This is a genomic window from Lysobacter humi (ex Lee et al. 2017), from assembly GCF_054781815.1.
Map to the genome: position 1 here is coordinate 1 of NZ_BAAGTR010000006.1, position 22,667 is coordinate 22,667.

The 22,667-nt window shown below is 70.2% G+C and carries 19 protein-coding genes; 13 read left to right on the forward strand and 6 right to left on the reverse strand.

Annotated elements, in window-relative coordinates:
- Window positions 1-548: 548 nt before the first annotated feature.
- Together ACYVJJ_RS05495 and ACYVJJ_RS05500 are read right to left on the reverse strand one after the other, a co-directional pair.
- Complete coding sequence (locus tag ACYVJJ_RS05495) at window positions 549-956, reverse strand: MAPEG family protein (RefSeq protein WP_460831792.1); 408 nt, start codon at window positions 954-956, stop codon at window positions 549-551.
- A gap of 583 nt (window positions 957-1,539) precedes the next feature.
- A complete protein-coding gene (locus ACYVJJ_RS05500; protein WP_460831794.1) occupies window positions 1,540-2,205 on the reverse strand; it encodes a DUF4097 family beta strand repeat-containing protein in 666 nt (221 codons plus the stop codon).
- 143 nt (window positions 2,206-2,348) lie between these two features.
- On the opposite strand from ACYVJJ_RS05500, the gene gpmI reads away from it, so the two are divergent.
- The 3 genes from gpmI to ACYVJJ_RS05515 all read left to right on the forward strand — a co-directional run bounded on the left by gpmI (window position 2,349) and on the right by ACYVJJ_RS05515 (window position 6,550).
- Entirely contained in the window at window positions 2,349-3,881 is a 1,533-nt protein-coding gene (gene gpmI / locus ACYVJJ_RS05505; protein ID WP_460831795.1) for a 2,3-bisphosphoglycerate-independent phosphoglycerate mutase, read from the forward strand.
- On the forward strand, window positions 3,881-5,125 hold the full coding sequence (locus ACYVJJ_RS05510) for a murein hydrolase activator EnvC family protein (protein WP_460831797.1): 1,245 nt from the start codon (window positions 3,881-3,883) through the stop codon (window positions 5,123-5,125). The genes gpmI and ACYVJJ_RS05510 overlap by 1 nt, the downstream gene beginning before the upstream one ends.
- A gap of 81 nt (window positions 5,126-5,206) precedes the next feature.
- Entirely contained in the window at window positions 5,207-6,550 is a 1,344-nt protein-coding gene (locus tag ACYVJJ_RS05515) for a S41 family peptidase (RefSeq protein WP_460831799.1), read from the forward strand.
- Window positions 6,551-6,559: 9 nt separating this feature from the next.
- Here the strand turns inward: ACYVJJ_RS05515 and ACYVJJ_RS05520 are convergent, their stop codons facing one another.
- Both ACYVJJ_RS05520 and ACYVJJ_RS05525 read right to left on the reverse strand, forming a co-directional pair.
- Window positions 6,560-6,880: a DUF1820 family protein gene (locus ACYVJJ_RS05520; protein WP_460831800.1), complete on the reverse strand. Its 321-nt coding sequence runs from the start codon at window positions 6,878-6,880 to the stop codon at window positions 6,560-6,562.
- Between the two features lie 82 nt (window positions 6,881-6,962).
- Complete coding sequence (locus tag ACYVJJ_RS05525) at window positions 6,963-7,655, reverse strand: rhomboid family intramembrane serine protease (RefSeq protein WP_460831802.1); 693 nt, start codon at window positions 7,653-7,655, stop codon at window positions 6,963-6,965.
- A 182-nt stretch (window positions 7,656-7,837) separates the two neighbouring features.
- On the opposite strand from ACYVJJ_RS05525, the gene ACYVJJ_RS05530 reads away from it, so the two are divergent.
- Window positions 7,838-9,202: an OmpP1/FadL family transporter gene (locus tag ACYVJJ_RS05530; RefSeq protein WP_460831804.1), complete on the forward strand. Its 1,365-nt coding sequence runs from the start codon at window positions 7,838-7,840 to the stop codon at window positions 9,200-9,202.
- Between the two features lie 196 nt (window positions 9,203-9,398).
- Complete coding sequence (locus tag ACYVJJ_RS05535) at window positions 9,399-11,990, forward strand: TonB-dependent receptor plug domain-containing protein (RefSeq protein ID WP_460831805.1); 2,592 nt, start codon at window positions 9,399-9,401, stop codon at window positions 11,988-11,990.
- A gap of 79 nt (window positions 11,991-12,069) precedes the next feature.
- Here ACYVJJ_RS05535 and putA read toward each other — a convergent pair whose 3' ends face one another.
- Complete coding sequence (gene putA, locus ACYVJJ_RS05540; RefSeq protein WP_460831807.1) at window positions 12,070-15,294, reverse strand: bifunctional proline dehydrogenase/L-glutamate gamma-semialdehyde dehydrogenase PutA; 3,225 nt, start codon at window positions 15,292-15,294, stop codon at window positions 12,070-12,072.
- Window positions 15,295-15,588: 294 nt separating this feature from the next.
- Here putA and coxB point away from each other — a divergent pair, with 294 nt between their 5' ends.
- Genes coxB through ACYVJJ_RS05565 form a run of 5 tightly spaced genes read left to right on the forward strand, consistent with a single transcriptional unit; the run spans window position 15,589 to window position 19,832 of the window.
- Window positions 15,589-16,551, forward strand: a complete 963-nt coding sequence (coxB, locus tag ACYVJJ_RS05545; RefSeq protein WP_460831809.1) for a cytochrome c oxidase subunit II — start codon at window positions 15,589-15,591, stop codon at window positions 16,549-16,551.
- 26 nt (window positions 16,552-16,577) lie between these two features.
- Window positions 16,578-18,203 carry a cytochrome c oxidase subunit I gene (ctaD, locus tag ACYVJJ_RS05550; RefSeq protein ID WP_460831810.1) on the forward strand — a complete coding sequence of 542 codons (1,626 nt, stop codon included), beginning with the start codon at window positions 16,578-16,580 and terminating at the stop codon, window positions 18,201-18,203.
- Between the two features lie 7 nt (window positions 18,204-18,210).
- A complete protein-coding gene (locus ACYVJJ_RS05555) occupies window positions 18,211-18,345 on the forward strand; it encodes a hypothetical protein (RefSeq protein WP_460831811.1) in 135 nt (44 codons plus the stop codon).
- Complete coding sequence (locus tag ACYVJJ_RS05560) at window positions 18,342-18,917, forward strand: cytochrome c oxidase assembly protein (protein WP_460831813.1); 576 nt, start codon at window positions 18,342-18,344, stop codon at window positions 18,915-18,917. The genes ACYVJJ_RS05555 and ACYVJJ_RS05560 overlap by 4 nt, the downstream gene beginning before the upstream one ends.
- A 36-nt stretch (window positions 18,918-18,953) precedes the next feature.
- Window positions 18,954-19,832 (forward strand): cytochrome c oxidase subunit 3, encoded by an 879-nt coding sequence (locus ACYVJJ_RS05565; RefSeq protein ID WP_460831814.1) that lies wholly within the window; start codon window positions 18,954-18,956, stop codon window positions 19,830-19,832.
- A 58-nt stretch (window positions 19,833-19,890) separates the two neighbouring features.
- On the opposite strand, the gene ACYVJJ_RS05570 is transcribed toward ACYVJJ_RS05565, so the two are convergent.
- The gene (locus ACYVJJ_RS05570) at window positions 19,891-20,121 is read right to left on the reverse strand and encodes a twin transmembrane helix small protein (protein ID WP_460831816.1); all 231 of its coding nucleotides are present in this window, start codon (window positions 20,119-20,121) and stop codon (window positions 19,891-19,893) included.
- Between the two features lie 78 nt (window positions 20,122-20,199).
- Between ACYVJJ_RS05570 and ACYVJJ_RS05575 the strand changes: the two genes are divergently transcribed.
- From ACYVJJ_RS05575 to ACYVJJ_RS05585, 3 genes are read left to right on the forward strand one after another with little or no spacing between them, the layout of a single operon-like run.
- The gene (locus ACYVJJ_RS05575; RefSeq protein ID WP_460831817.1) at window positions 20,200-20,916 is read left to right on the forward strand and encodes an SURF1 family protein; all 717 of its coding nucleotides are present in this window, start codon (window positions 20,200-20,202) and stop codon (window positions 20,914-20,916) included.
- A complete protein-coding gene (locus tag ACYVJJ_RS05580; RefSeq protein WP_460831818.1) occupies window positions 20,913-21,500 on the forward strand; it encodes a hypothetical protein in 588 nt (195 codons plus the stop codon). Before ACYVJJ_RS05575 ends, ACYVJJ_RS05580 begins: the two co-directional genes overlap by 4 nt.
- 4 nt (window positions 21,501-21,504) lie before the next feature.
- Window positions 21,505-22,662, forward strand: a complete 1,158-nt coding sequence (locus tag ACYVJJ_RS05585; RefSeq protein ID WP_460831820.1) for a COX15/CtaA family protein — start codon at window positions 21,505-21,507, stop codon at window positions 22,660-22,662.
- Window positions 22,663-22,667: the final 5 nt, after the last annotated feature.

Sequence of the window (22,667 nt, forward strand, 5' to 3'; positions counted from 1 at the left end):
CCGATGGTAGTGTGGCTCAAGCCATGCGAGAGTAGGTCATCGCCAGGGTCTTTACCCCACGACCCCCATCCGTGAAAACGGGTGGGGGTCGTCCTTTTGGGGGGCGGAAACAGGGTGCGAGCGGGCCGGGGGGCGTCTAAGCTACAAGGTCGGCGTCACGACTAGGGAGGCTCAAGGGTTCATCCGGCCTTCTGCCATCTCACGCGATCGTGCTTGGCGATGGCATAGCGGTGGGGCGGCTACCGACCCGAGTATTAGGTCAGCGTTATCGGTCGTGACAGTTCGACGAACGTCGAGAATGCGACCATTGCGGCAAGTACCGCGGCGGTGCCGCCGGCCACGAGACTGCAGGGCCGAAGCCGTTACTCCGCCCGCGTCGGCGATTACCTGTGCCCGGAACGACAGGCAGCAGGTCGACCGGATATCGACGACCGCCCGAATGGATCGGTCGCCATATCCGTTACCCGTAGCGGGGATCGCTGGGTAACAAATGCTCCCTGCGAGCGCGGAACAAGCCTGGCGCTGATGTAGCGACGGTGATCCGTGGCTCAGGACACGAGACGACCGACCGAAGCGGCCGCTGATGCGAGAAGGCCAACGCTGCACGCGATGCCGATCATCCAGCTCAGGCTTCGCAGTAGCGGCTTCCCTGCCAGATAGAACGCGCCGTGCAGAACGCGTGCGATGAGGAAGGCAAGTGCGAGCCCCGCGATCCGCGTCTCGGGCACCTCGGCGAGCTGTGCGAGTACCACGCCCGCAGCGAAAGCAGGGAATGCCTCGAAGGCGTTCAGCTGCGCCGCGGTCGCGCGCTGCACGCGTGGATCGTCCTGTCGGGCGAGCCAGGCCCGCGGATCGCGGTTGTCGTAGCGCTGGCCGCGTGACTTCGCGTACCCGACCCAGATGTAGGGCAGCACGGCGGCGACGAGAACGCACCAGTAGGCGACCGCGAGGTTCACATCAGGACTCCGCCCGGTAGGACCTCCGAGCCTAGCGGGCCCTGGCCGGTCCGCCTAGTGGTCGTCGCGATGCGATCGGCGGTCCGAGTAGCGCACATCGGCATGCGACGGACCGCCACGGCAAACGCTCGTGCAACGCGACCAGCATGTAGGCACGGTTCTACCGGCCGCCACCCCACACCGCGCGGATGCAGCGTCATCGTGCTTCTGGCACTCCAGGTTGGCGGCCGCCCGGCGACTGCGCCAACACCGCGCTCGTCGCGCCGCCGCATCGCAACCGCTCCGACGGTACCGCACGCGACAGACGGGGGCGGATGCAACCGGCGATCGGCCGCACATGCCGCCGCGACGTCCAACGACGCCGGCACACATCCTCGGAGTGCACGGCATCGAACGGATCCGCAACGGCGCACCTCGCACTGCATCGCGCCCCACCATAACGGGCGCTTGATCGGACAGCATCGCACTGCGCCGCACTAAGCCGGACCCCGGTCCATCGCAGCAAGCCAGACCGAATCGCACAGCACGGCTCCACACCTTGCAGCCGCCGACGCAATATTCGGCGGCCTGCACACCGCGGCGATCAGTCGCCCCGCGAGACCGGTGGCGTCGCCGTCGTGAAGCGCTGCGCGGTCGCGCCGGTCACCGTGCCGATGCGCGCCGACTGGTGCACCCACAACTCGACCGGACGCTCGAACACGAGCGGGCCGTCGACACGCGCATTCGGCCCGATGATCACGCGCGGGTCGCGGCGCTTGACGGAGATGAACTGCTTCTTCGGCTTGAAGATGCGGATCGCGCCGCGCACGTGGCTGTCGATGCCGACGGTGACGTCGCCGTTGACCGTCTCGATTCCGCCGCTGAGCTGCGTCGCGACGAGGCCGATCGCCCCGTTCACCGTCTCGACATTGCCGCCGACCACGCCGCCCCGGTCGATGAAGACGCTGCCGTTGACGGTCTCGACCGCGCCACCCACGCGCACGTCGCGCTCGATGCGGATCGAGCCGTTCACCGTCGACAGCGGGCCGACCTGGGCTCCGTTCTCGACGCTGATGGAGCCGTTCACGGTCTCCGCTTCGCCGGCGCGCGCATTCGTTTCGATGCGGATGCTCCCGTTCACGGTCTCGAGCGAGCCGTAGGTGCGGCCCGACTCGGCGCGGATGCTGCCGTTGACCTTGTCGATGTTCTCCGCGGCGAGCGCGGGGGCGATGGCGAGCGCGAGCGGCAGCAGGAGCAGGACGGGACGCATGGTGATTCCTCGATGGATGATGCAGCTGGGATGCGGGCGGCGGCGCGATGGTTTAAGCGGCGTGCGGCGGACGATCCCGCCCGCCCCGCTACAATCGCGCCTCCGTCCCGCGCGGACACCTGCCCGAAGTCACAGGAGCCGCTGTGTCGAAAGTCATCGTGAAGCCCGTCGTCCTGCTCATCCTCGACGGCTGGGGCCATCGCGAGGACCCCACCGACAATGCGCTCGCGCAGGCCACGCTGCCGAACTGGCAGGCGCTGCTCCGCGACTGCCCGCACACGCTCATCCACACGGAAGGCCGCCACGTCGGCCTGCCGGACGGGCAGATGGGCAATTCCGAGGTGGGCCACATGAACCTCGGTGCCGGGCGCATCGTCTACCAGGACCTCACGCGCATCGACGCGGCCATCGAGGACGGCAGCTTCTTCGGCAACGACGAGCTCCGTGCGGCCTGCGAAGGGGCCAAGGCGAGTGGCGGCACCCTGCACGTGATGGGGCTGCTCTCGCCCGGTGGCGTGCACAGCCACGAGAGCCATGTCCACGCGATGCTCGAGCTCGCCGCGCGCTTGGGCGTGCCGCGCGTGGCCGTGCACGCCTTCCTCGACGGCCGCGACATGCCGCCACAGTCGGCCGAGCCCAGCCTGCTCGCGCTTCAGGCGCTCTGCACCCGGCTCGGCAATGCAACGATCGCGACGGTGAGCGGGCGCTACTTCGCGATGGACCGCGACAAGCGCTGGGATCGCCTGCGCCGTGCCTGGGACGCGATGGTCGAGGCGCAGGGCACGCACACGGCCGACGACGCGACGATCGCCCTGCGCGACGCCTACGCACGCGGCGAGAACGACGAATTCGTCGCGCCCACCGTGATCACCGGCCATGTGCCGATGCGCGACGGCGATGCGGTCGTCTTCATGAATTTCCGCGCCGATCGCGCGCGCCAGCTCACCGCCGCGTTCGTGTCCCCGTCGTTCGACGGCTTCGTCGCGCGCCGCCCGCAGCTCGCGCGCTTCGTCTGCCTGACCGAGTACGACGCACGCCTGCCCGCGCCCGTCGCCTTCGGCCCGGACGACCTGCGCAACACGCTCGGCGAGGTGCTCGCCGAGCGTGGCCTGCGCCAGCTACGCATCGCCGAGACCGAGAAGTACGCGCACGTGACGTTCTTCTTCAGCGGCGGCCGCGAGGACGAATACCCCGGCGAGACGCGGATCCTCGTGCCGAGCCCGAACGTCGCCACCTACGACCTGCAGCCGGAAATGAGCTGTCCGGAGGTCACCGACCGGCTTTGCGCGGCGATCCGCTCGGGTGAGGTCGACGTGGCGATCTGCAACATCGCCAATCCCGACATGGTGGGGCACACCGGCGTGATCAGCGCGGCGATCCAGGCGGCCGAAGCGGTCGACACCGCGCTCGGCGCGATCCGCGCGGCGGTCGCGGACATGCACGGCGCGCTGCTGATCACCGCCGACCACGGCAACCTCGAGATGATGCGGGATGTCGCGACCGGCCAGCCGCATACCGCGCACACCGTCGGGCCGGTGCCGTTCGTGTACTGCGGCCCGCGCGCGGCGACGCTGCGCACCGGCGGCGCGCTGCGCGACGTCGCGCCCACCGTGCTCGATCTGCTCGGCGTGGCGCCGCCGGTGGAGATGACCGGCACGAGCCTGCTCGCCGGCTGATGCGCATTCCCGCGCTCGTGCTGCTCGCCCTGCTGCCGGTGCTCGCGCCGGCGCAGGACACGCGCGGCACCGAGCGCAAGCTGCAGGACCTGAAGCGCGAGCTGAAGTCGGTCGCCAGCGAGCGACGCCGGCTCGAGGGCCAGCGCGGCAGCGCGAGCCAGCAGCTGCGCGCGGCCGACGAGGAGGTCGGTCAGTCCGACCGCAGCCTGCGCGAGACGCAGGCGCGCATCGCCGCCGAGCGTGCGGGACTCGCGCAGCTGCGCGCCCGGCAGGCGACCTTGCGCACGACGCTCAAGGGCGCGCGCAAGGAACTGGCGTCGCTGCTGCGCGCGGCCGACCGCCAGGGCACGGCCGGCCCGCTGAAGTCGCTGCTCGCGCGCGACCGGGTCGAGGACGCGCAGCGCATGCTCGCCTACCACGGCTACCTGCAGCAGGCGCGTGCGCGTCGCATCCAGGCGCTGCGCACGCAGCTCGCCGAGCTCGAGCGCGTGGAGGCCGACATCGCGCGCCGCACCGGCGAGCTCACCGCGGCGCAGCGCGCGCAGGCCGAGCAGCTCGCGCAGCTGCAGCGCGATCGCGAGGCCCGTGCGGCGCTCGTCGCCGAGCTCGACGCGAAGTACCGCGACCGCGAGGCCCGCGAGAAGGCGCTCGGCCGCGACGCCAAAGCGCTCGAGCAGCTCCTCGCCAAGCTCCGCGCCGCCGCGGCGCAGGCACGCGCCGAGCAGAAGCGCATCGCCGCGCAACGCGCGCGCGAGGCCGCCGCGGCCGCACGCGCCGCGAAGGCGTCGGCGCCCGCGACCTCGCAGGGATCGACGCCCCGGCCCACGCGCGCCCCGGTGCAGGTCGCGAGCGCGCCGGCGCCGCAGGTCGGCGGGCTCGGCTGGCCGGTGGCCGGCGCGCTGCTCGCGGGCTACCGCGCACAGATGCCGGACGGGCGTCGCAGCGACGGCCTGCTGATCGGCGCGTCCGCCGGCAGCCCGGTGCGCGCGGTCGCCGACGGCACCGTCGTGTACGCCGAATGGATGACCGGCTACGGCATGCTGCTGATCGTCGACCACGGCAACGGCTACATGTCGCTCTACGCGCACAACGATGCCCTGCTCAAGGACGCCGGCGCGCGGGTGCGCCGCGGCGATCCCGTCGCGACGGTCGGCACGTCGGGCGGCCAGGGACGCGCCGCGCTCTACTTCGAATTGCGGCGCGGCGGCCAGCCCGTCGACCCCGGCGCCTGGCTGCGTCGCTGACCTGCACGACGGCTTTCCCGCGCCCCGTCTAACGTGCTCCACTCGATCCGTTCGCTGACGTTCCCCTCGTCCGGAGCCTCCATGCCGCGTCGTTCCCCGCTCGTCCTCGCCCTGATGCTCGCCACGCTGCCCGTGCTCGCGCAGCAGGCCCCCGCGCCTGCGCCCGCGCCCGCACCGCCGGCACAGCAGGTGCCGGTACCCGCGTCGGCCCCGCCCGCCCCGAAGCCCGCAGGCGACGCGACCGCACGGGCCGCCAAGGACGCCGACCGCCTCCCGCTCGAGGAGATCCGGCGCTTCGTCGCCGTCTACAACGCGGTGCGCCAGGCCTACGTCGAGCCGGTCGACGACGCGGACCTGATGCAGGCCGCCGTGCGCGGCCTGCTGCTCGACCTCGATCCGCACTCCATGTATTTCGAGCGCAGCGCCGCCGAGGACTTCGACGAGGGCGCCCGCGGCGCCTACGAAGGCATCGGCGTGGAGCTGCAGCGGCAGGAGGACGGCACGCTCAAGGTGATCGCGCCGATCGACGGCACGCCCGCGGCGCGCGCGGGGCTGAAGTCGGGCGATCGCATCGTCGCGATCGACGGCAAGCCTTTCCGCGCGGACGAGGGCGACACCTCAGCACCGCTGCGTGGCCCGGCCGGCAGCAAGATCGTGCTGACGATCCTGCGCGAAGGCCGCGCGCGGCCGTTCGACGTCACCGTCGAGCGCGAGACGATCCGCATCGCCTCGGTGCGCGCGCGCATGCTTGAGCCGGGCTACGGCTATGCGCGCATCAGCGCCTTCCAGACCGACACCGCCGCCGATTTCGAGCGCGAGGTCGCGCGCCTGAAGGGCGAGGCGGGCGGGCGACTCAAGGGTCTGGTCATCGACCTGCGCAGCAACCCGGGCGGCCTGCTGACGAGCGCGGTGCAGATCGCCGACGACCTGCTCGAGCGCGGCGGCATCGTCAGCACGCGCGGCCGCCTGCCGATCACGGATGCCCAGTTCAACGCGACGCCGGGCGACCGCCTCGATGGCGCGCCGGTCATCGTGCTCGTCGATGCAGGCTCGGCGAGCGCCTCGGAGGTGCTCGCCGGCGCGCTCAAGGACAACGGCCGCGCGCGCATCGTCGGCAGCCGCACGTTCGGCAAGGGCTCCGTGCAGACCGTGCTCCCGCTCGACAACGGCGATTCGGTCAAGCTCACCACCGCGCGCTACTTCACGCCGAGCGGCAAGTCGATCCAGGCGCTCGGCATCGTGCCGGACGTCGCGTTCGCCGCGCCCAAGAGCGACGCGCCGCGGCCCGGCCTGACCGAGGCGAGCCTGCCCGGCCACCTGCGCGGCGACGAGGAAGGCTCGCAGGCCGGCGACGTGCTCGAGGGTGAGGCCTACGTCGCGCAGGCGCTCGCCGAGCTCAAGAAGGCGCCGGTGCTCGCGCGCTGAGCGCGGGCCTCAGCGCGGCTTGCCGGGCATCGGGAACGGCGTGACCACGCGCTCGCCGGTCGCGGCGTCGCGGATCGCCGACTGGCCTTTGCGCTCCACCTCCTCGATGCGCACGATCGAATGCATCGGCATGTGCAGCATGCGCGTCGCGCCGAACTCGTCGCGCAGGCGCTCCTCGGTGGGATCGATCACCAAGCCGTCGTGCACGTCGAAGACCAGCTCGCCGACTTCGGTGAAGCCCCACAGGCTGCCCGAGCCGACGTGGCGCGCGTAGAGCTCGTAGACCTTGCCGGCATTGAGGAAGGTCACCTTGTAGAGGGGCTTGGGCATCGGTCGGTCGCTGGGAACGGGCCGGCCCGAGATGGGGCGCTGCCGCGGGACTTCAATAGTGCGCCTGCGGCCGGGCTCCCCGTCAGAAGCCCTGCCGACGCTTCATGCGGCGTTTGATCCCGGCCCGCGCGATCAGCGCGAAGGCGCCGCCGAAGGCGAACCCCGCCAAATGCGCCGACCAGGCCACGGTGCCGAGCGCCGGGCCGGTGAAGGTGAAGACCAGCTGGAGCGCGGCCCAGACGCCGATCAGCACCGCCGCGGGCATCTTGACGAACTGCAGGAACAGTCCGAGCGGGACCACGAGCCCGAGGCGCGCGCTCGGGAACAGCGCGAGGTAGGCGCCGATCAGCGCCGAGACCGCGCCCGAGGCGCCGATCACGAGCCGCCCGGGCGCGCCGATCGCCAGCACCGTCGCCAGGTTCGCGACCGCGCCGCCCAGCAGGAACAGCAGCAGCAGGCGCCAGGGGCCCATCGCCCGCTCGGCCGGTGCGCCGAAGATCAGCAGGAACAGCAGGTTGCCGATCAGGTGGGCCCAGCCCGCATGGAGGAACAGGGCCGTGACGAGCCGCGCCAGGTGGCCGTCGGCGGTCGAGCGGGCGAGCGCCGGCCACGACTGCAGATCGACCGACAGCGCACCCCATTCCAGCAGCAGCCGGCGCTGCCCGGCGTCAGGCATCAGGCTCGCCGCCACGAAGCAGCCCCACAGTGCCACGAACACGACAGGCGTGGCCCAGCGCAGCGCGGACTTCTCTCGGGGGGGGATGGCGACGAACACGCTCGGGCTCGGGGGACGGCCGGCGCCATCATGCGCCAGCCGACCCGTTCAGCACAGCGGCCGACCCGAGGCTATTGTTACGTACGGGTTAAGAGCTATATTCGGCACCGCATGGAGGCGGAGTACCGCCCCAGGAAGCCGGCGCGCCGGCCAAGTCAGCGATTCCTATTTCGGAGAGAGACATGCAGGTACACGGCTTCATGCGCCTCACGGCGCTCGCATTCGGCATCGGTGGCGCACTCGCGATGGGCAATGCCCAGGCGTCGGGCTTCCAGCTCAAGGAAAACAGCGTCCGCCAGCTCGGCTCGGCGTTCTCCGCCGGCGCCGCCGCCGAGGGTGACACCTCGGTCGTGGTGAACAACCCCGCGCAGATGACGTCGCTCGAAGGCACGACGGTCAAGTCCGACGTCAGCGTGATCTCGGTCGACGCCGAGTTCACCGGCGCCGGCTACGACGTCGCGGGCCGTCCGATCTCGGGCGGGAACGGCGGCAACGCGGGCGGCACCACGCCGATCCCGGCGCTGTCGGTCGTGCACAAGTTCGACAACGGCGTCGCGCTCGGCGCGATGGTCTCCGCGCCGTTCGGCCTGAAGACCGAATACGACCAGGGCTGGGTCGGCCGCTACTACGCGCAGACCTCCGACGTGAAGATCGTCGACCTGACCCTGTCGGGCGCGGTCGATCTGGTGCCGGACAAGTTCTCCGTCGGCGCCGGCCTGATCTATTCGCGCGCTGACGTCACCCTGTCGAAGGCCGTGGACTTCGGCACGCTGCTGTTCCTCGGCCTGCCGGCGGCGCAGCGCCCGTTCGCGCCCGCCTTCGCGCGCCCGCAGGGCTCGGACGGCTTCGCCGAGATCGAGGGCCAGGACAACGGCGTGGGCTACGTGCTCGGCATGAGCCTGCGTCCGACCGAGAACCTGACCGTCGCGCTGTCGCACCGCTCCGAGATCGACTACGACCTGCGCGGCACCGCCGACTGGACCGTGCCGACGCAGGCGCGCGCGCAGCTCAATGCGGTCGGTCGCGCGGCGTTCTTCAACGACGGCGGCGCCGGTGCGCACCTCACCACGCCGGCCACCACCACGTTCTCGATCGCGTACGACGTCAGCGACAGCCTCAAGCTGATGACGACGTACTCGGAGACCGAGTGGAGCTCGATCCAGGAAGTGCGCATCGACTTCGACAACATCGATCCGGATTCGGTCGAGGAATTCCGCTGGGTCGACACTGCGTTCATGGCCCTCGGCGCGGAGTTCAAGCTCAACGACGCCTGGACACTGCGCGCCGGTTACGCCTACGACGAGACGCCGACGACCTATGCGCACCGCACCCCGCGCCTGCCGGACGAGGACCGCAAGTGGTACTCGCTCGGTGCGACCTGGGCCTTCAGCGATGCGCTGACGTTCGACCTGGCCTACACGCACATCAGCCCGGACAAGCCGCAGGTCGGCATCATGACGGCGCCGGCGGCGGGCGGTCAGAGCCTCTTCGGCAGCTACGACAGCAGCGTCAACATCCTCGGCTTCTCGGGCCAGCTCAAGTTCTGAGCCCCGCGCGACCGATGACGAAAAGCCCCGCTCCGGCGGGGCTTTTTCGTTGCAGGGCACGCACGGGCGCGGGTCGCGACGACGATCGGCGCTTGCCTTGCGTGTTCAATTCCTGTTAAGACCGATCCGGGCCGCGAGGGACAGGGGACGCGGCCGCGCCCTGCGACACCACATACATCGAACCGAGGGAACGTTGATGAAGTCGAGCACCACCATGCAGCGCCGCCTGGCGCGTCATTCGCTGACCGCGGGCATTTCGCTCGCGATCGCCGCCACGCTGCTGTCCGCACCGGGCCAGGCGCGCGCGCAGGACGCCGCGCAGGACACCGGGGACGAGCAGGCCACCACGCTCGACACCGTCTCGGTGCTCGGCTCGCGCACCAAGCCGCGCACGGAGTCGACGTCCGCCGTGCCGATCGACATCCTCGACGGCGACGAGTTCCATGCACAGCCCGCCGTCGACGTGCTCGACAAGCTGCGCACGCTGGTGCCGTCGTTCAACGTCTCCACCATCCCGATCGACGACGCCGCCACGCTGGTGCGCCCGGCGAACCTGCGCGGCCTGCCGCCGGACAACACGCTGATCCTCGTCAACGGCAAGCGCCGCCACCGCGCCGCCGTGATTACCTTCCTCGGCCACGGCCTGTCGGACGGCGCGCAGGGCCCGGACATCTCGGTCTTCCCGTCACTCGCGCTCGAGCAGGTCGAAGTGCTGCGCGACGGCGCGGCCGCGCAGTACGGCTCCGATGCGATCGCCGGCGTGATCAACTTCGGCCTCAAGCGCCTCGACCACGGCGGGCAGGTCGAGGCCTTCGCCGGCCAGTACTACGAGGGCGACGGTTTCACCCAGCAGTACAGCGCGCAGATCGGCCTGCCGATCACCGAGAACGGCTTCGCCACCTTCACCGCCGAATGGCGCGAGGCCGACGCGACCTCGCGCAGCGTGCAGCGCGACGACGCGGCCGCGGTCGCCGCCGCGGGCTACCCGGGCGTGCCGAATCCCGCGCAGGTCTGGGGCTCGCCCGAGGTCAAGGACGACATGAAGTTCGTCGCCAACATGGGCCTGTCGACCGGCGCGGTCGACCTCTACCTGTTCGGCAACTGGGCCAAGCGCGAGACCCTCGGCGGCTTCTACTACCGCAACCCGACCACGCGCAGCGGCGTCTACTCGAACGACGGCGGCCAGACGCTGCTCATCGGCGACACCAACACCGCCAATGCGATCACCTGCCCCACGGTCCGCCTGCGCGATACGAACGGCAACCTGCTGCCCTATGCGACGGTGAATGCCGCGGTGACCGCGCTGCCGGCCGAATGCTTCACGTTCCTGCGCGGAACCCCGGGGGGCTTCACCCCGCAGTTCGGCGGCGAGATGGAAGACCGCTCGATCACCGGCGGCGTCAAGGGCGTCTGGGGCGGCAGCTGGCACTGGGACCTCAGCGCCACCTACGGCCGCAACGACATCGACTTCTACATCCAGAACACCGTCAACGCCTCGCTCGGCCCGAACCAGCCGGCGGGGCTCGTGTTCCGCCCGGGCGGCAACGTGCAGACCGAGCAGGGCATCAACTTCGACCTCGGCCACGACATCGAGACCGGCTTCACCCATGAGCCGATCGCGCTCGCGATCGGTGCCGAATGGCGCAAGGAGGAGTTCGAGGTCAAGGCCGGTGACGGCCCGTCGACCGCGATCGGCCCGCTCACCCCGCAGGGTTTCGCACTCGGCTCCAACGGCTTCAACGGCTTCAATCCCCGTACCGCAGGCTCCTTCGACCGCAGCAACTGGGCGGTCTATGTCGATGCCGAGGCGCGCTTCACCGAGAAGCTTCTGCTCGCCGGTGCCGTGCGCCACGAGGACTTCAGCGATTTCGGCGGCACCACCAACTGGAAGCTGACCGGCCGCTACGACTTCACGCCGGAATTCGCAATGCGCGGCGCGCTGAGCACGGGCTTCCGCGCGCCGACGCCGGGCCAGTCGAACGCCGAGCAGGTCACCACCTCGTTCATCAATGGCCAGCTCCGCGACACCGCCGTGCTGTCGCCCAACAATGCGATCGCGCGGTTCTACGGCGCCGAGCCGCTCCAGCCGGAAGAGTCGAAGAACGCGTCGCTCGGCTTCGTCTTCGCCCGCAACAAGTGGCTGGCGACGCTCGACTGGTACCGCATCCAGACCGAAGGCCGCATCGCGCTCAGCGCGTTCTTCACCGTCTCGCCGGCCGATCGCGCGGCGCTGGTGGCCGGCGGCAATCCGGAGGCGGCGTCGATCTCGGAAGTGCAGTTCTTCGTCAACGACTTCGACACCACCACCACCGGCGTCGACCTGGTCACCAGCTACGAGAGCCAGCTGTTCGGCGGCAAGACGACGTACTCGCTCGCGGCGAACTGGAACAAGACGGAAGTCGACGACTTCACGCCGGGCATCATCACGCCGATCCGCATCCAGAAGCTCGAGGAGTCGCTGCCGCGGACGAAGGGCTACTTCAGCGTGGCCCACCAGCAGGGCGTGTTCAACGCGAACGTGCGCGTGAACTACTACGGCTCGTTCTTCGAGGATCACCTCGACGACGGCGGCCTGCCGATCTACGGCGACAGCGCGGTGACGGTGGATGCGGAAGTCGGCATGAACTTCGCTTCGGGCCTGTACTTCAACATCGGCGCGCAGAACCTCTTCGACGAGGTGCCCGACGAGAACCCGTGGGGTGGCATCGCGGGCGCGCAGTACCCGGTGCACACGCCTTACGGCTTCAATGGCGGCTTCTACTACGCGCGCGTGGGCTACAAGTTCTGATCGATCGCTCCCGCTCCACGAAAAAGCCCCGCATCCGCGGGGCTCTTTCTTTGCGTGCCTGCCGGAGCACTCGACGCGGTCAGTCGCCGAGTGTCAGCAGCGAGGCATTGCCCCCGGCCGCGGTGGTGTTCACGGTGATCGTCTTCTCGGTGGTGAACCGCGGCAGGTAGTGCGGGCCGCCGGCCTTGGGGCCGGTGCCCGACAGGCCCTGGCCGCCGAAGGGCTGCACGCCGACGACCGCGCCGATCTGGTTGCGGTTGACGTAGCAGTTGCCCACCTTGATGCGGCTGGCGATCTTCTCGATCGTCGCATCGATGCGGGAATGCACGCCCAGCGTCAGGCCGTAGCCGGTCGCGTTGATCGCATCGATCACCGCATCGAGCTGGTCGGCCTTCCAGCGGATCACGTGCAGCACCGGGCCGAAGACCTCGCGATGCAGCTGGTCGAGCGAGCGCAGCTCGTAGGCGCGCGGCCCGAAGAAGCTGCCGTGCGCGGCGGCCTCGGGCAGCTCGATCGCCGCGATCTTCGTGGCCTCGCGGTCCATGCGCGCAGCATGCTCCTGCAGCACGCGCAGAGCGTCCTCATCGATCACCGGGCCGACATCGGTCGACAGCTGCCCCGGGTCGCCGACGACGAGCTCGGCCATCGCACCGGCGAGCATCTTCACCACCTTGTCGGCGATGTCGTCCTGCACGAACAGCACGCGCGCAGCCGAGCAGCGCTGGCCGGCGGAGGTGAATGCCGAGCCGATCGCGTCCTTCACCACCTGCTCGGGCAGCGACGACGAATCGGCGATCAGCGCGTTCTGCCCGCCGGTCTCGGCGATGAGCGTGCCGATCGGCGCGTTCTCGCGCGCGGCGAGCGCGCGGTTGATCGCGCGCGCCGTCTCGGTCGAGCCGGTGAACGCGACTCCGACGATGCGCTCGTCACGCGTGAGCGCCGCGCCCACCGTCGCGCCGTCGCCCGGCAGGAACTGCAGCACCGGCTCCGGCACGCCGGCCTCGTGCAGCAGCTTCACCGCCGCGAAGCCGACGAGGTTGGTCTGCTCGGCAGGTTTCGCGATCACGCAGTTGCCCGCGGCGAGCGCCGCGCAGACCTGGCCCATGAAGATCGCCAGCGGGAAGTTCCACGGGCTGATGCAGACGAACGTGCCGCGCCCGGAGAGCTGCAGCGTGTTCGACTCGCCGGTCGGGCCCGGGAGCGCCTCCGGCTTGAAGAGCACACGCGCCTGCTCGGCGTAGTAGCGCAGGAAGTCGACCGCTTCGCGCACTTCCGCCACGCCGTCGGGGATCGTCTTGCCGGCTTCCTTCGTGCACATCGCGATGAAGGCCGGCATGCGCTGCTCGAGCAGGTCGGCGGCGTGCTCGAGGATCGCGGCGCGGCTCGCGGCGGGCGTGGTGTTCCACGCATCGTGCGCGGCCGTGGCGTTGGCGAGCGCGCGGTCGACGAGCGCCGTGTCGGCGGCGATCCAATGGCCGACGACCTCGCGGCGGTCGGCCGGATTGCGCACCTCGATGCGCTCGCCCGAGGCGCGCGCACCCGCCACCAGCGGCTCGGCGGTCCACGCCTGCGCGGCGGCCGCGTTGACCTGGTCGGCGAGGGCGCGTAGCGCGTCGTCGTTGGCGAGGTTCACGCCCATCGAATTGCTCCTGGTATGGCCGTAGCTGCGGAAGAGGTCGACCGGCAGCGGGATGCGGGGATGCGGGATCGGATCGAAGCCGGCGACGACGTCGATCGGATTGCGGACGAGCTCCTCGACCGGGATCGACTCGTCGGTGATGCGGTTGACGAAGCTGGAGTTCGCGCCATTCTCGAGCAGGCGGCGCACGAGGTAGGGCAGCAGGTCCTCGTGCGAGCCGACGGGCGCATACACGCGGCAGGGCACGCCGAGGCGATCGGCCGGGATGACCTCGGCGTAGAGGTCGTCGCCCATGCCGTGCAGCTTCTGGAACTCGAACGCGCGGCCCGCCGCCATGCGGTGCACGTGCGCGATCGTCTGCGCATTGTGGGTGGCGAACATCGGGTAGATCGCGTCGGAGGCATCGAGCATCCGGCGCGCATTGGCGAGGTAGCTGACGTCGGTGTTGGGCTTGCGCGTGAACACCGGATAGCCCGGCTGCCCGTCGACCTGCGCGCGCTTGACCTCGGCGTCCCAGTACGCGCCCTTGACCAGGCGCACCGGGATCCGGCGCCCCGTGCGGCGAGCCAGGTCGGCAATGAAGTCGATGACTTCGGGGCAGCGCTTGGAATACGCCTGCACGGCGAGGCCGAAGCCTTCCCAGCCGTCGAGCGACGGGTCGGCGTACGCACCGGCGATCACGTCGAGGGAGAGCTCCAGGCGGTCGGCCTCCTCGGCGTCGACGGTGAAGCCGATGGCGTAGGACTTCGCGAGCTGCGAGAGCTCGAGCACGCGCGGGGTGAGCTCGGCGAACACCCGTGCGCGCTTGGCGTGCTCGTAGCGCGGATGCAGCGCCGAGAGCTTGACCGAGATCGACGGCGCGCCGAACACGGCCGCCGCGTTCGACGCATCGACCGTGCCTTCCCCGCGCGAATGCCGGCCGATCGCATGGATCGCCTGCCGATAGGCGTCGAGGTAGCGCGTCGCGTCGGCCGCGGTGAGCGCGGCCTCGCCGAGCATGTCGAAGGAATAGCGGTACGCGGCGTTCTCGCCCTTGCGCGAGCGCGCGAGCGCCTCGTCGATCGTGCGGCCCATGACGAACTGGTGGCCCATGATCCGCATCGCCTGGCGCACCGCGAGGCGGATCACCGGCTCGCCGACGCGCCCGAGCAGGCGCTTGAAGGCGCCGTGCACGTCGCGCTTGGTGTCGTCGGCCAGGTCCACGAGGTGGCCGGTAAGCATCAGCCCCCAGGTCGAGGCATTGACCAGCACCGACGGCGACTGGCCGACGTGGCGCTTCCAGTCGGCCTCGCCGAGCTTGTCGCGGATCAGGCGGTCGGCCGTCTCGGCGTCGGGGATGCGCAGCAGCGCCTCGGCCACGCACATCAGCAGCACGCCCTCCTCGGAGCCGAGGTCGTACTGGCGCATGAAGGCCTCGATCGCGCCCTGGTCCCTCGCGCGGCGGCGCACGCGGGTCACCAGGTCGGCGGCGGTGGCCTGCACGGCGCGGGCATCGGGTTCAGTCAGGCGGGCCTGCTCGAGCAGGGCGCGCACGTGGACGGCCTCGTCGCGGACCCAGCCGGCGGTCAGGGCGGCGCGCGGGCCCGGCGGCGGAGGCGGGAGTTCGGGTGCGATCAGCGCGCGCACCGGCTCGGGGCCGGGCACGGCAGGGGAGGGGGTCGACATCGGTTCCCAGCGACTGCGACGGAAGGCGCGTAGTTTAGCCCTCGGCCGGATCGCGGTCTGCGACGCGGGGACGCTGCGCAGGTCACGCTCCGCGAGGCGACCGCACCTTGCCCGGACCCTCGCGCAGGGCTAACATTTCGAGGTTTCCGTAGCCCTCTGGCCCGGCCAGAAACCGCGGGCCGGACGCCCGCCGGCGGCATCTCCAAATCCCTGACGATCGCGCGCGGCGCGGCGCGGGGCGACCGCCGCGGCACCCAATTCCACGCATCTAGCAGATCTCTGGGGCTCCATCTGATGAAAGCCGGTCGTATCAAGCAGTGGGCCGCGGGCCTCGCCGCCGCCGCCCTGCCGGTCCTCGCGTCCGCGCAGCCGGAGTCGCCGGCCAATGCGCAGCCCGAGCGCTGGCAGCTCAACATGAACCGCGGCGTCACGCTGATCTCCGAGAACGCGTACGACGCCCACATGGTCGCGCTGTGGATCTGCGTCGGCATCGGCATCCTGGTGTTCGGCGCGATGGCGATCGCGATGTTCAAGTTCCGCAAGTCGCGCGGCGCCGTGGCCGACGTCGACTTCACCCACAGCACCAAGCTCGAGGTGCTGTGGACGGTGATCCCGATCGTGCTGCTCGTGGCGATGGCCTTCCCGGCCACCAGCAAGCTCATCCAGATGTACGACGTCCGCAAGTCGGAGATGACCATCAAGGTCACCGGCTACCAGTGGATGTGGAAGTACGACTACCTCGGCCGCGACGTCGCGATCACCAGCCGCCTCGCGCGCGAGAGCGACCGGATCCGCCAGAGCAAGGCCGTGCCGACCGCGGCAGAGGCCCCGAACTACCTGCTCGAGGTCGACAACGAGCTGGTCATCCCGACCGACACCAAGATCCGCTTCGTGGTCACCGCCGACGACGTGATCCACGCCTGGTGGGTGCCGGCGCTGGGCTGGAAGCAGGACGCGATCCCGGGCCTGATCAACGAGGCCTGGACGCGGGTCAAGACCCCGGGCGTCTACCGCGGCCAGTGCACCGAGCTGTGCGGCAAGGACCACGCCTTCATGCCGATCGTCGTGCGCGCGGTGCCGAAGGCCGAGTTCGAGCGCTGGATCGCGGCGCAGAAGGCCGCACCGGCCGAGGCGACCCCGGCCGTCGAGCCCGCGGGCGCGAACCCGACCGCGCCGCCGGCGGCGACGCAGGAATCCCCGGCCGCGGCGAGCGCCGCGCCGACCGCCGACAGCACGACCGCTCCGGTCGCCGGCTGATCGAACCGAATTCGCAGAGGTAGTCCATGGCCGTCACGCATCCGCATCCCGATCACGCTCAGCCGACCGACGAGCACGGCCACGAGCAGGGCTTCATCGAGCGTTGGTTCTTCTCGACCAACCACAAGGACATCGGGACGCTGTACCTCGTCTTCAGCTTCGTGATGTTCCTGATCGGCGCCTTCATCTCGGTGCTGATCCGCCTTGAGCTCCAGACGCCGGGCCTGCAGCACTTCGACCCGATGCTGTTCAACTCGTTCACCACGATGCACGCGCTGATCATGATCTTCGGCGGAGTCATGCCGGCGTTCGTGGGCCTGGGCAACTGGATGATCCCGCTGCAGATCGGCGCGCCGGACATGGCGCTGCCGCGCATGAACAACTGGTCCTTCTGGATCATGCCGTTCGCGTTCGCGCTGCTGCTGATGACGTTCTTCCTGCCGGGCGGCGCGCCGGCCGGCGGCTGGACGCTCTATCCGCCGCTGAGCCTGCAGGGCGGCTTCAACGTCTCGTTCGCGATCTTCGCCATCCACCTGATGGGCGTGAGCTCGATCATGGGCGCGATCAACATCATCGCGACCATCCTCAACATGCGCGCGCCGGGCGTCGACCTGCTGAAGATGCCGATCTTCTGCTGGTCGTGGCTGATCACCGCCTTCCTCCTGATCGCCGTCATGCCGGTGCTCGCCGGCGCGGTGACGATGCTGCTCACCGACAAGTACTTCCACACCAGCTTCTTCAACGTGGCCGGTGGCGGTGACCCCGTGATGTTCCAGCACATCTTCTGGTTCTTCGGGCACCCGGAGGTCTACATCATGATCCTGCCGGCGTTCGGGATCGTGTCGGAGATCATCCCGACCTTCGCCCGCAAGCCGCTGTTCGGCTACCAGGCCATGGTGTACGCGATCGCCGCGATCGCCTTCCTGTCGTTCATCGTGTGGGCGCACCACATGTTCACGGTGGGCATGCCGCTGGGTGGCGAGATCTACTTCATGTTCGCCACGATGCTGATCTCCATCCCGACGGGCGTGAAGGTCTTCAACTGGATCACCACCATGTGGCGCGGCTCGCTCACGTTCGAGTCGCCCATGAAGTGGGCGATCGCGTTCGTGATCCTGTTCACCATCGGCGGCTTCTCGGGCCTGATGCTCGCGATCGTGCCGGCGGACTTCCAGTACCACGACACGTACTTCGTGGTGGCGCACTTCCACTACGTGCTGGTGACCGGCGCGCTGTTCGCGATCATCGCGGCCGTGTACTACTGGTGGCCGAAGTGGACCGGCCGGATGTACAGCGAGAAGCTCGCGAGCTTCCACTTCTGGTGGTCGATCGTGTTCGTGAACCTGCTGTTCTTCCCGCAGCACTTCCTCGGCCTGGCCGGCATGCCGCGCCGCATCCCGGACTACAACGTCGTGTTCGCGGACTGGAACCTGATCAGCTCGATCGGCGCGTTCGGCATGTTCGCCACGCCGTTCATCATGGCCTTCGTGCTGTGGCACTCGCTGAAGTACGGCCAGAAGGCCACCGCACGCGTCTGGGAAGGCGCGAAGGGCCTGGAGTGGACCGTGCCGAGCCCGGCGCCGCACCATACCTTCAGCGTGCCGCCGGTGGTCAAGGACGGCGATCTCGCGCACGGCGACATCAGCCACTGAGCCCCGCATGAGCGATCCCCGCGACCTCCGTGATGCCGACCTGGCCGCCCGCCGCACGCGGGTGCGCCGGACGGCACTGTGGATCGCGGGTGTCGCGGTGCTGGTCTACGTCACGTTCCTCCTGCTTGCCGGTCTGAAATGAGCACGCCGCAGCCCCGCCGCAACGCCGGCTGGATGAAGCTCGCCGCCGTCTCCGTGCTGGCGTTCGGCTTCACCTTCAGCCTGGTGCCGCTGTACCGCATCGCCTGCGAGAAGCTGCTGGGCATCCGCCTGGCGGATGGCCCGCAGCAGGCCCGCACGGGCGCGGCGAGCGAGCGCTGGGTCACGGTGCAGTTCGACGGCACGGTGAACTCCAAGCTCGACTGGGAGTTCAAGCCGCAACAGCTGACGATGGAAGTGCAGCCGGGCAAGCCATACGAGACGATGTACTTCGCGCGAAACGCGTCGAAGAACGCGATCGTCGGCAGCGCCGCGCCGTCGGTCGCGCCCTCGCGCGCGTCGGCCTACTTCGTCAAGACCGAATGCTTCTGCTTCACCGCGCAGACGCTCGCCGGCGGCGAGTCGCGCGACATGCCGGTGCGCTTCGTCGTCGATCCGAACCTGCCCGACGACGTGCACACGATCACCCTGTCCTACACCTTCTTCCGCAACGATGCGCTCACCGCGCGCCTGCGCACGGCCGCCGCGCCGGTCGCGTCGCGCGCGGCGCCGTGATCGCGGACCTTCGAATTCGACCTACGGAACACCGCCATGGCCCAAGCCCATTCGCCGGACGCCAACATCTACTACGTGCCGCACAGCAGCAAGTGGCCGTTCTTCGGCTCCATCGCGCTGTTCGTGATGATGGTCGGCGTCGCCAGCTGGCTCAATGAGCAGGGCTGGGGCAAGCCGGTCTTCCTCACCGGTGTCGCGCTGACGCTCGCGGTGCTGTTCTACTGGTTCGGCGACGTCATCAAGGAATCGATCCGCGGCCACTACAACCGTCAGGTGGACGTGTCGTTCCGCATGGGCATGGTGTGGTTCATCTTCTCCGAGGTGATGTTCTTCGCGGCGTTCTTCGGCGCGCTCTTCTATGCACGCCAGTTCGCGCTGCCGTGGCTCGCGGGCGAAGGCGACGGCGCGGCGACCAATGCGCTGCTGTGGGAAGGCTTTAGCTCGGGCTGGCCGAACAACGGCCCGGCCGCGGTCGGCGGCGCGTTCAAGACGATCCCCGCCTGGGGCCTGCCGCTGCTCAACACGCTGATCCTGCTGACTTCCGGCAGCACCGTCACCGCGGCGCACCACGCGCTCAAGGGTGGCCATCGCAAGCAGCTGCTGCTGTGGCTCGGCATCACGGTACTGCTCGGCATCGTGTTCCTGTTCTTCCAGGCGGAGGAGTACATCCACGCCTACCGCGAGCTCAACCTGACGCTGGGCTCGGGCATCTACGGCTCGACGTTCTTCATGCTGACCGGCTTCCACGGCATGCATGTCTTCCTCGGTACGCTGATGCTGGCGATCATCTGGCTGCGCTGCCTGCGCGGCCACTTCACCAGCGACAACCACTTCGCGTTCGAGGCGGTGGCCTGGTACTGGCACTTCGTCGACGTGGTCTGGCTGGCGCTGTTCCTGTTCGTCTACGTGCTGTAAGCCGGCCGGACGATCGATGCGCACGGGCCGGCACTGCCGGCCCGTCGCGTCTGGGGGATCAGCGGACGGGGTTCGAGCCGACGCCGTGGAAGTCGATCCAGCCCATCCATGCGGCGAAGATCACGCCGAGGATGAGCGCCACCGACAGCACGATGCGGCGCGTGAGCGCATTCACCGTCCGCTTGCTGCCGCCCTTGTCGGTCAGCATGTAGTAGAGGCCGGCGCCCAGGTTCCAGATGATCAGGATCAGGAACGCGATGACGACGAGGGTCTTCAGCGAATCGTTCACGCAGGTCTCCTGCCGCGTCCGGGGACGGGCGGTCGTGGGGAAGTGGCGGGCATTATCCCGCGTGCGGGGCGGCATCCGGTGAGCCGCGCGCGCCTGCTCGTCGGCGGCTGGATCCTCGCGCTCGCGGTCGCGGCGCTGTTCGCGCACCTCGGGCGATGGCAGGCCGGGCGCGGCGACGAGAAGCAGCGCCGCCTCGACGACGTCGCCGCGGTGCTCGAAGCACGCGTGCCGCGACCGCTCGCCGTCGCAGGTGATCCCCGGCGCTCCGGGGCGTACGACTGGGCCGCGGGCCGCGGGCGCTTCGTGCCCGGCAGCGTGCTGCTGCTCGATAACCAGCAGCGCGCGGGGCGGGTCGGCGTGCGCGCGTACGGCCTGTTCCGTCCCGACGCCGGAGCGCCGCTGCTCGTCGACCTCGGCTGGCTGCCGCTGCCCGGTGATCGTCGCCTGCCGGCGGTCGCCTTGCCCGACGGGGACGTCGAGGTGCGCGGCCTGCTCGCGCCGCCGCCGTCGCCGGGGCTCGACGTGGGCGACGCACTGACCCGCCGCGACGGCGCGTGGCTGATGCTGCGCGTCGACCCGGCGGCCGTGGCGGCCGCGCTGCGGCTCGACGCGGCGCCCGCAGCGCGCGTGCTGCGCCTGGACCCGGCCCTGCCGATCGGCCATGCCCGCGACCTCGAGCTGCTCGCCAACACCCTCACTCCCGAGCGCCACCGCGGCTATGCCGTGCAGTGGTACGGGCTCGCGATCACGGTGCTGGTGATCGCGTCCGTCCTGACCTACCGGAGCCGCCGATGATCGCCGTGCCCCCGCCCGCCTCGCCCGACCGTCGCCGCAACCGGCTCAAGCTGCTCGCGATCGTCGCGGTGTTCCTGGTGCCGATGATCGTCGCCGGCATCCTGCGCTTCGCCGACATCCATCCGGCGGCCTCGCGGCAGAAGGGCGAGCTGCTGCAGCCGCCCGCGGACCTGCGCGCCGCGCACCTGCGCACGACCGACGGCGCGGCCTACGACTGGAAGCCGGTCGAGCGCCGGTGGCGCATCCTCGTCGCGCCCCCGGCCGTATGTGCCGACGAATGCATCCGCACGGCCGGCGATGTCGCCAAGGTGTGGAGCGCGCTCGGCCGCGAGTCGCATCGCGTCGACGTGCTGTGGTGGTGCGGCGCGGAGCCGTGCGGCTGGCCGGCGCAGCACGAGCGACCGCAGACGCTGCTGCTGATCGCACCCGACCCGCTGCGCGCGCGGCTGCCGGGCGTCGCCGGCTTCGAGGGCGTGCCGGTCTATGTCGTCGATCCGAACGGCTTCGTCGTGCTGCGCTACGCGCCGGGCAGCGATCTCGGTGGCCTTCGCAGCGACCTGTCCAAACTGCTGAAGCTCCGGTGAGCCCATGAGCATTCCCCGCACCGAATCGAGCCGCCCCGTCCACCGCCACTTCCACCGGCTCGCATGGTTCGCGGTGGCGCTCGCGCTCGGCATCATCGTCTTCGGTGCCTTCGTGCGGCTCTCGCACGCGGGCCTGAGCTGCCCGGACTGGCCGACCTGCTACGGCCGCGCGACCTGGCCGGGGCATGCCGACGAGGCCGCCGACCACGCGGCGACGGCCGTGCGCGCCTTCGAGGACAGCAAGGCCTGGCGCGAGCAGGTGCACCGCCACCTCGCCGCGCTGCTGGGGCTGCTCGTGCTGGCGCTGGCGCTGCTCGCCGCGCGCCGTCGCCGGCTGGGCGCGCTGCAGGTGCTCGCCGCGGCGACGCTCGTCGGCCTCTCCATCCCGCTCTACATGCAGGGGCAGCACGTGCCCGCGGCGGCACTCGCGATCGCCGGGGAGCTGATCCTGCTCGCCGCCGCCGTGCGCTGGGACAACAGCGACTTCGCGCGCATCGGCGCGATCCTGCTGATGACGATCGTCTTCCAGGCGCTGCTGGGCATGTGGACGGTCACCTGGCTGCTCAAGCCGATCGTCGTCATGGGCCATCTGCTCGGCGGACTGACGCTGTTCTCGCTGCTGATCTGGACGGCCTGGCGCGCGACCGGGCTGCCGATCCAGCTCGCCCAGGCGCGACTGCTCCGGCGGTTCGTGATCGCGGGCCTCGTCGTGCTGGGCGTGCAGATCGCGCTGGGCGGCTGGGTGAGCGCGAACTACGCGGCGCTCGCCTGCGGCAACGACTTCCCGACCTGCGTCGGCCGCTGGTGGCCGCCGGCGGACTACCGCGAGGGCTTCGTGCTCTGGCGCGGCATCGGCGTCGACTACGAGGGCGGCGTGCTGGACGGCGCCTCGCGGATCGCGATCCAGATGGCGCACCGGCTGATGGCGGTGGTGGTGTTCGTCTACCTGATGTGGCTCGCGCTGCGCCTGCTCCGCACGCCCGGCATGCGCGGCTGGGGCAGCGTGCTGGCCGTGCTGACGCTCGCGCAGGTGGCGCTGGGCATCGCGAATGTCCGCCTCGGCCTGCCGCTCCACGTCGCGGTCGCGCACAATGCCGGCGCCGCGCTGCTGCTCGCCACCCTGGTGACGCTGCTCGCGCGGCTGCGCACGCCGCGGGTCTGAGGCCC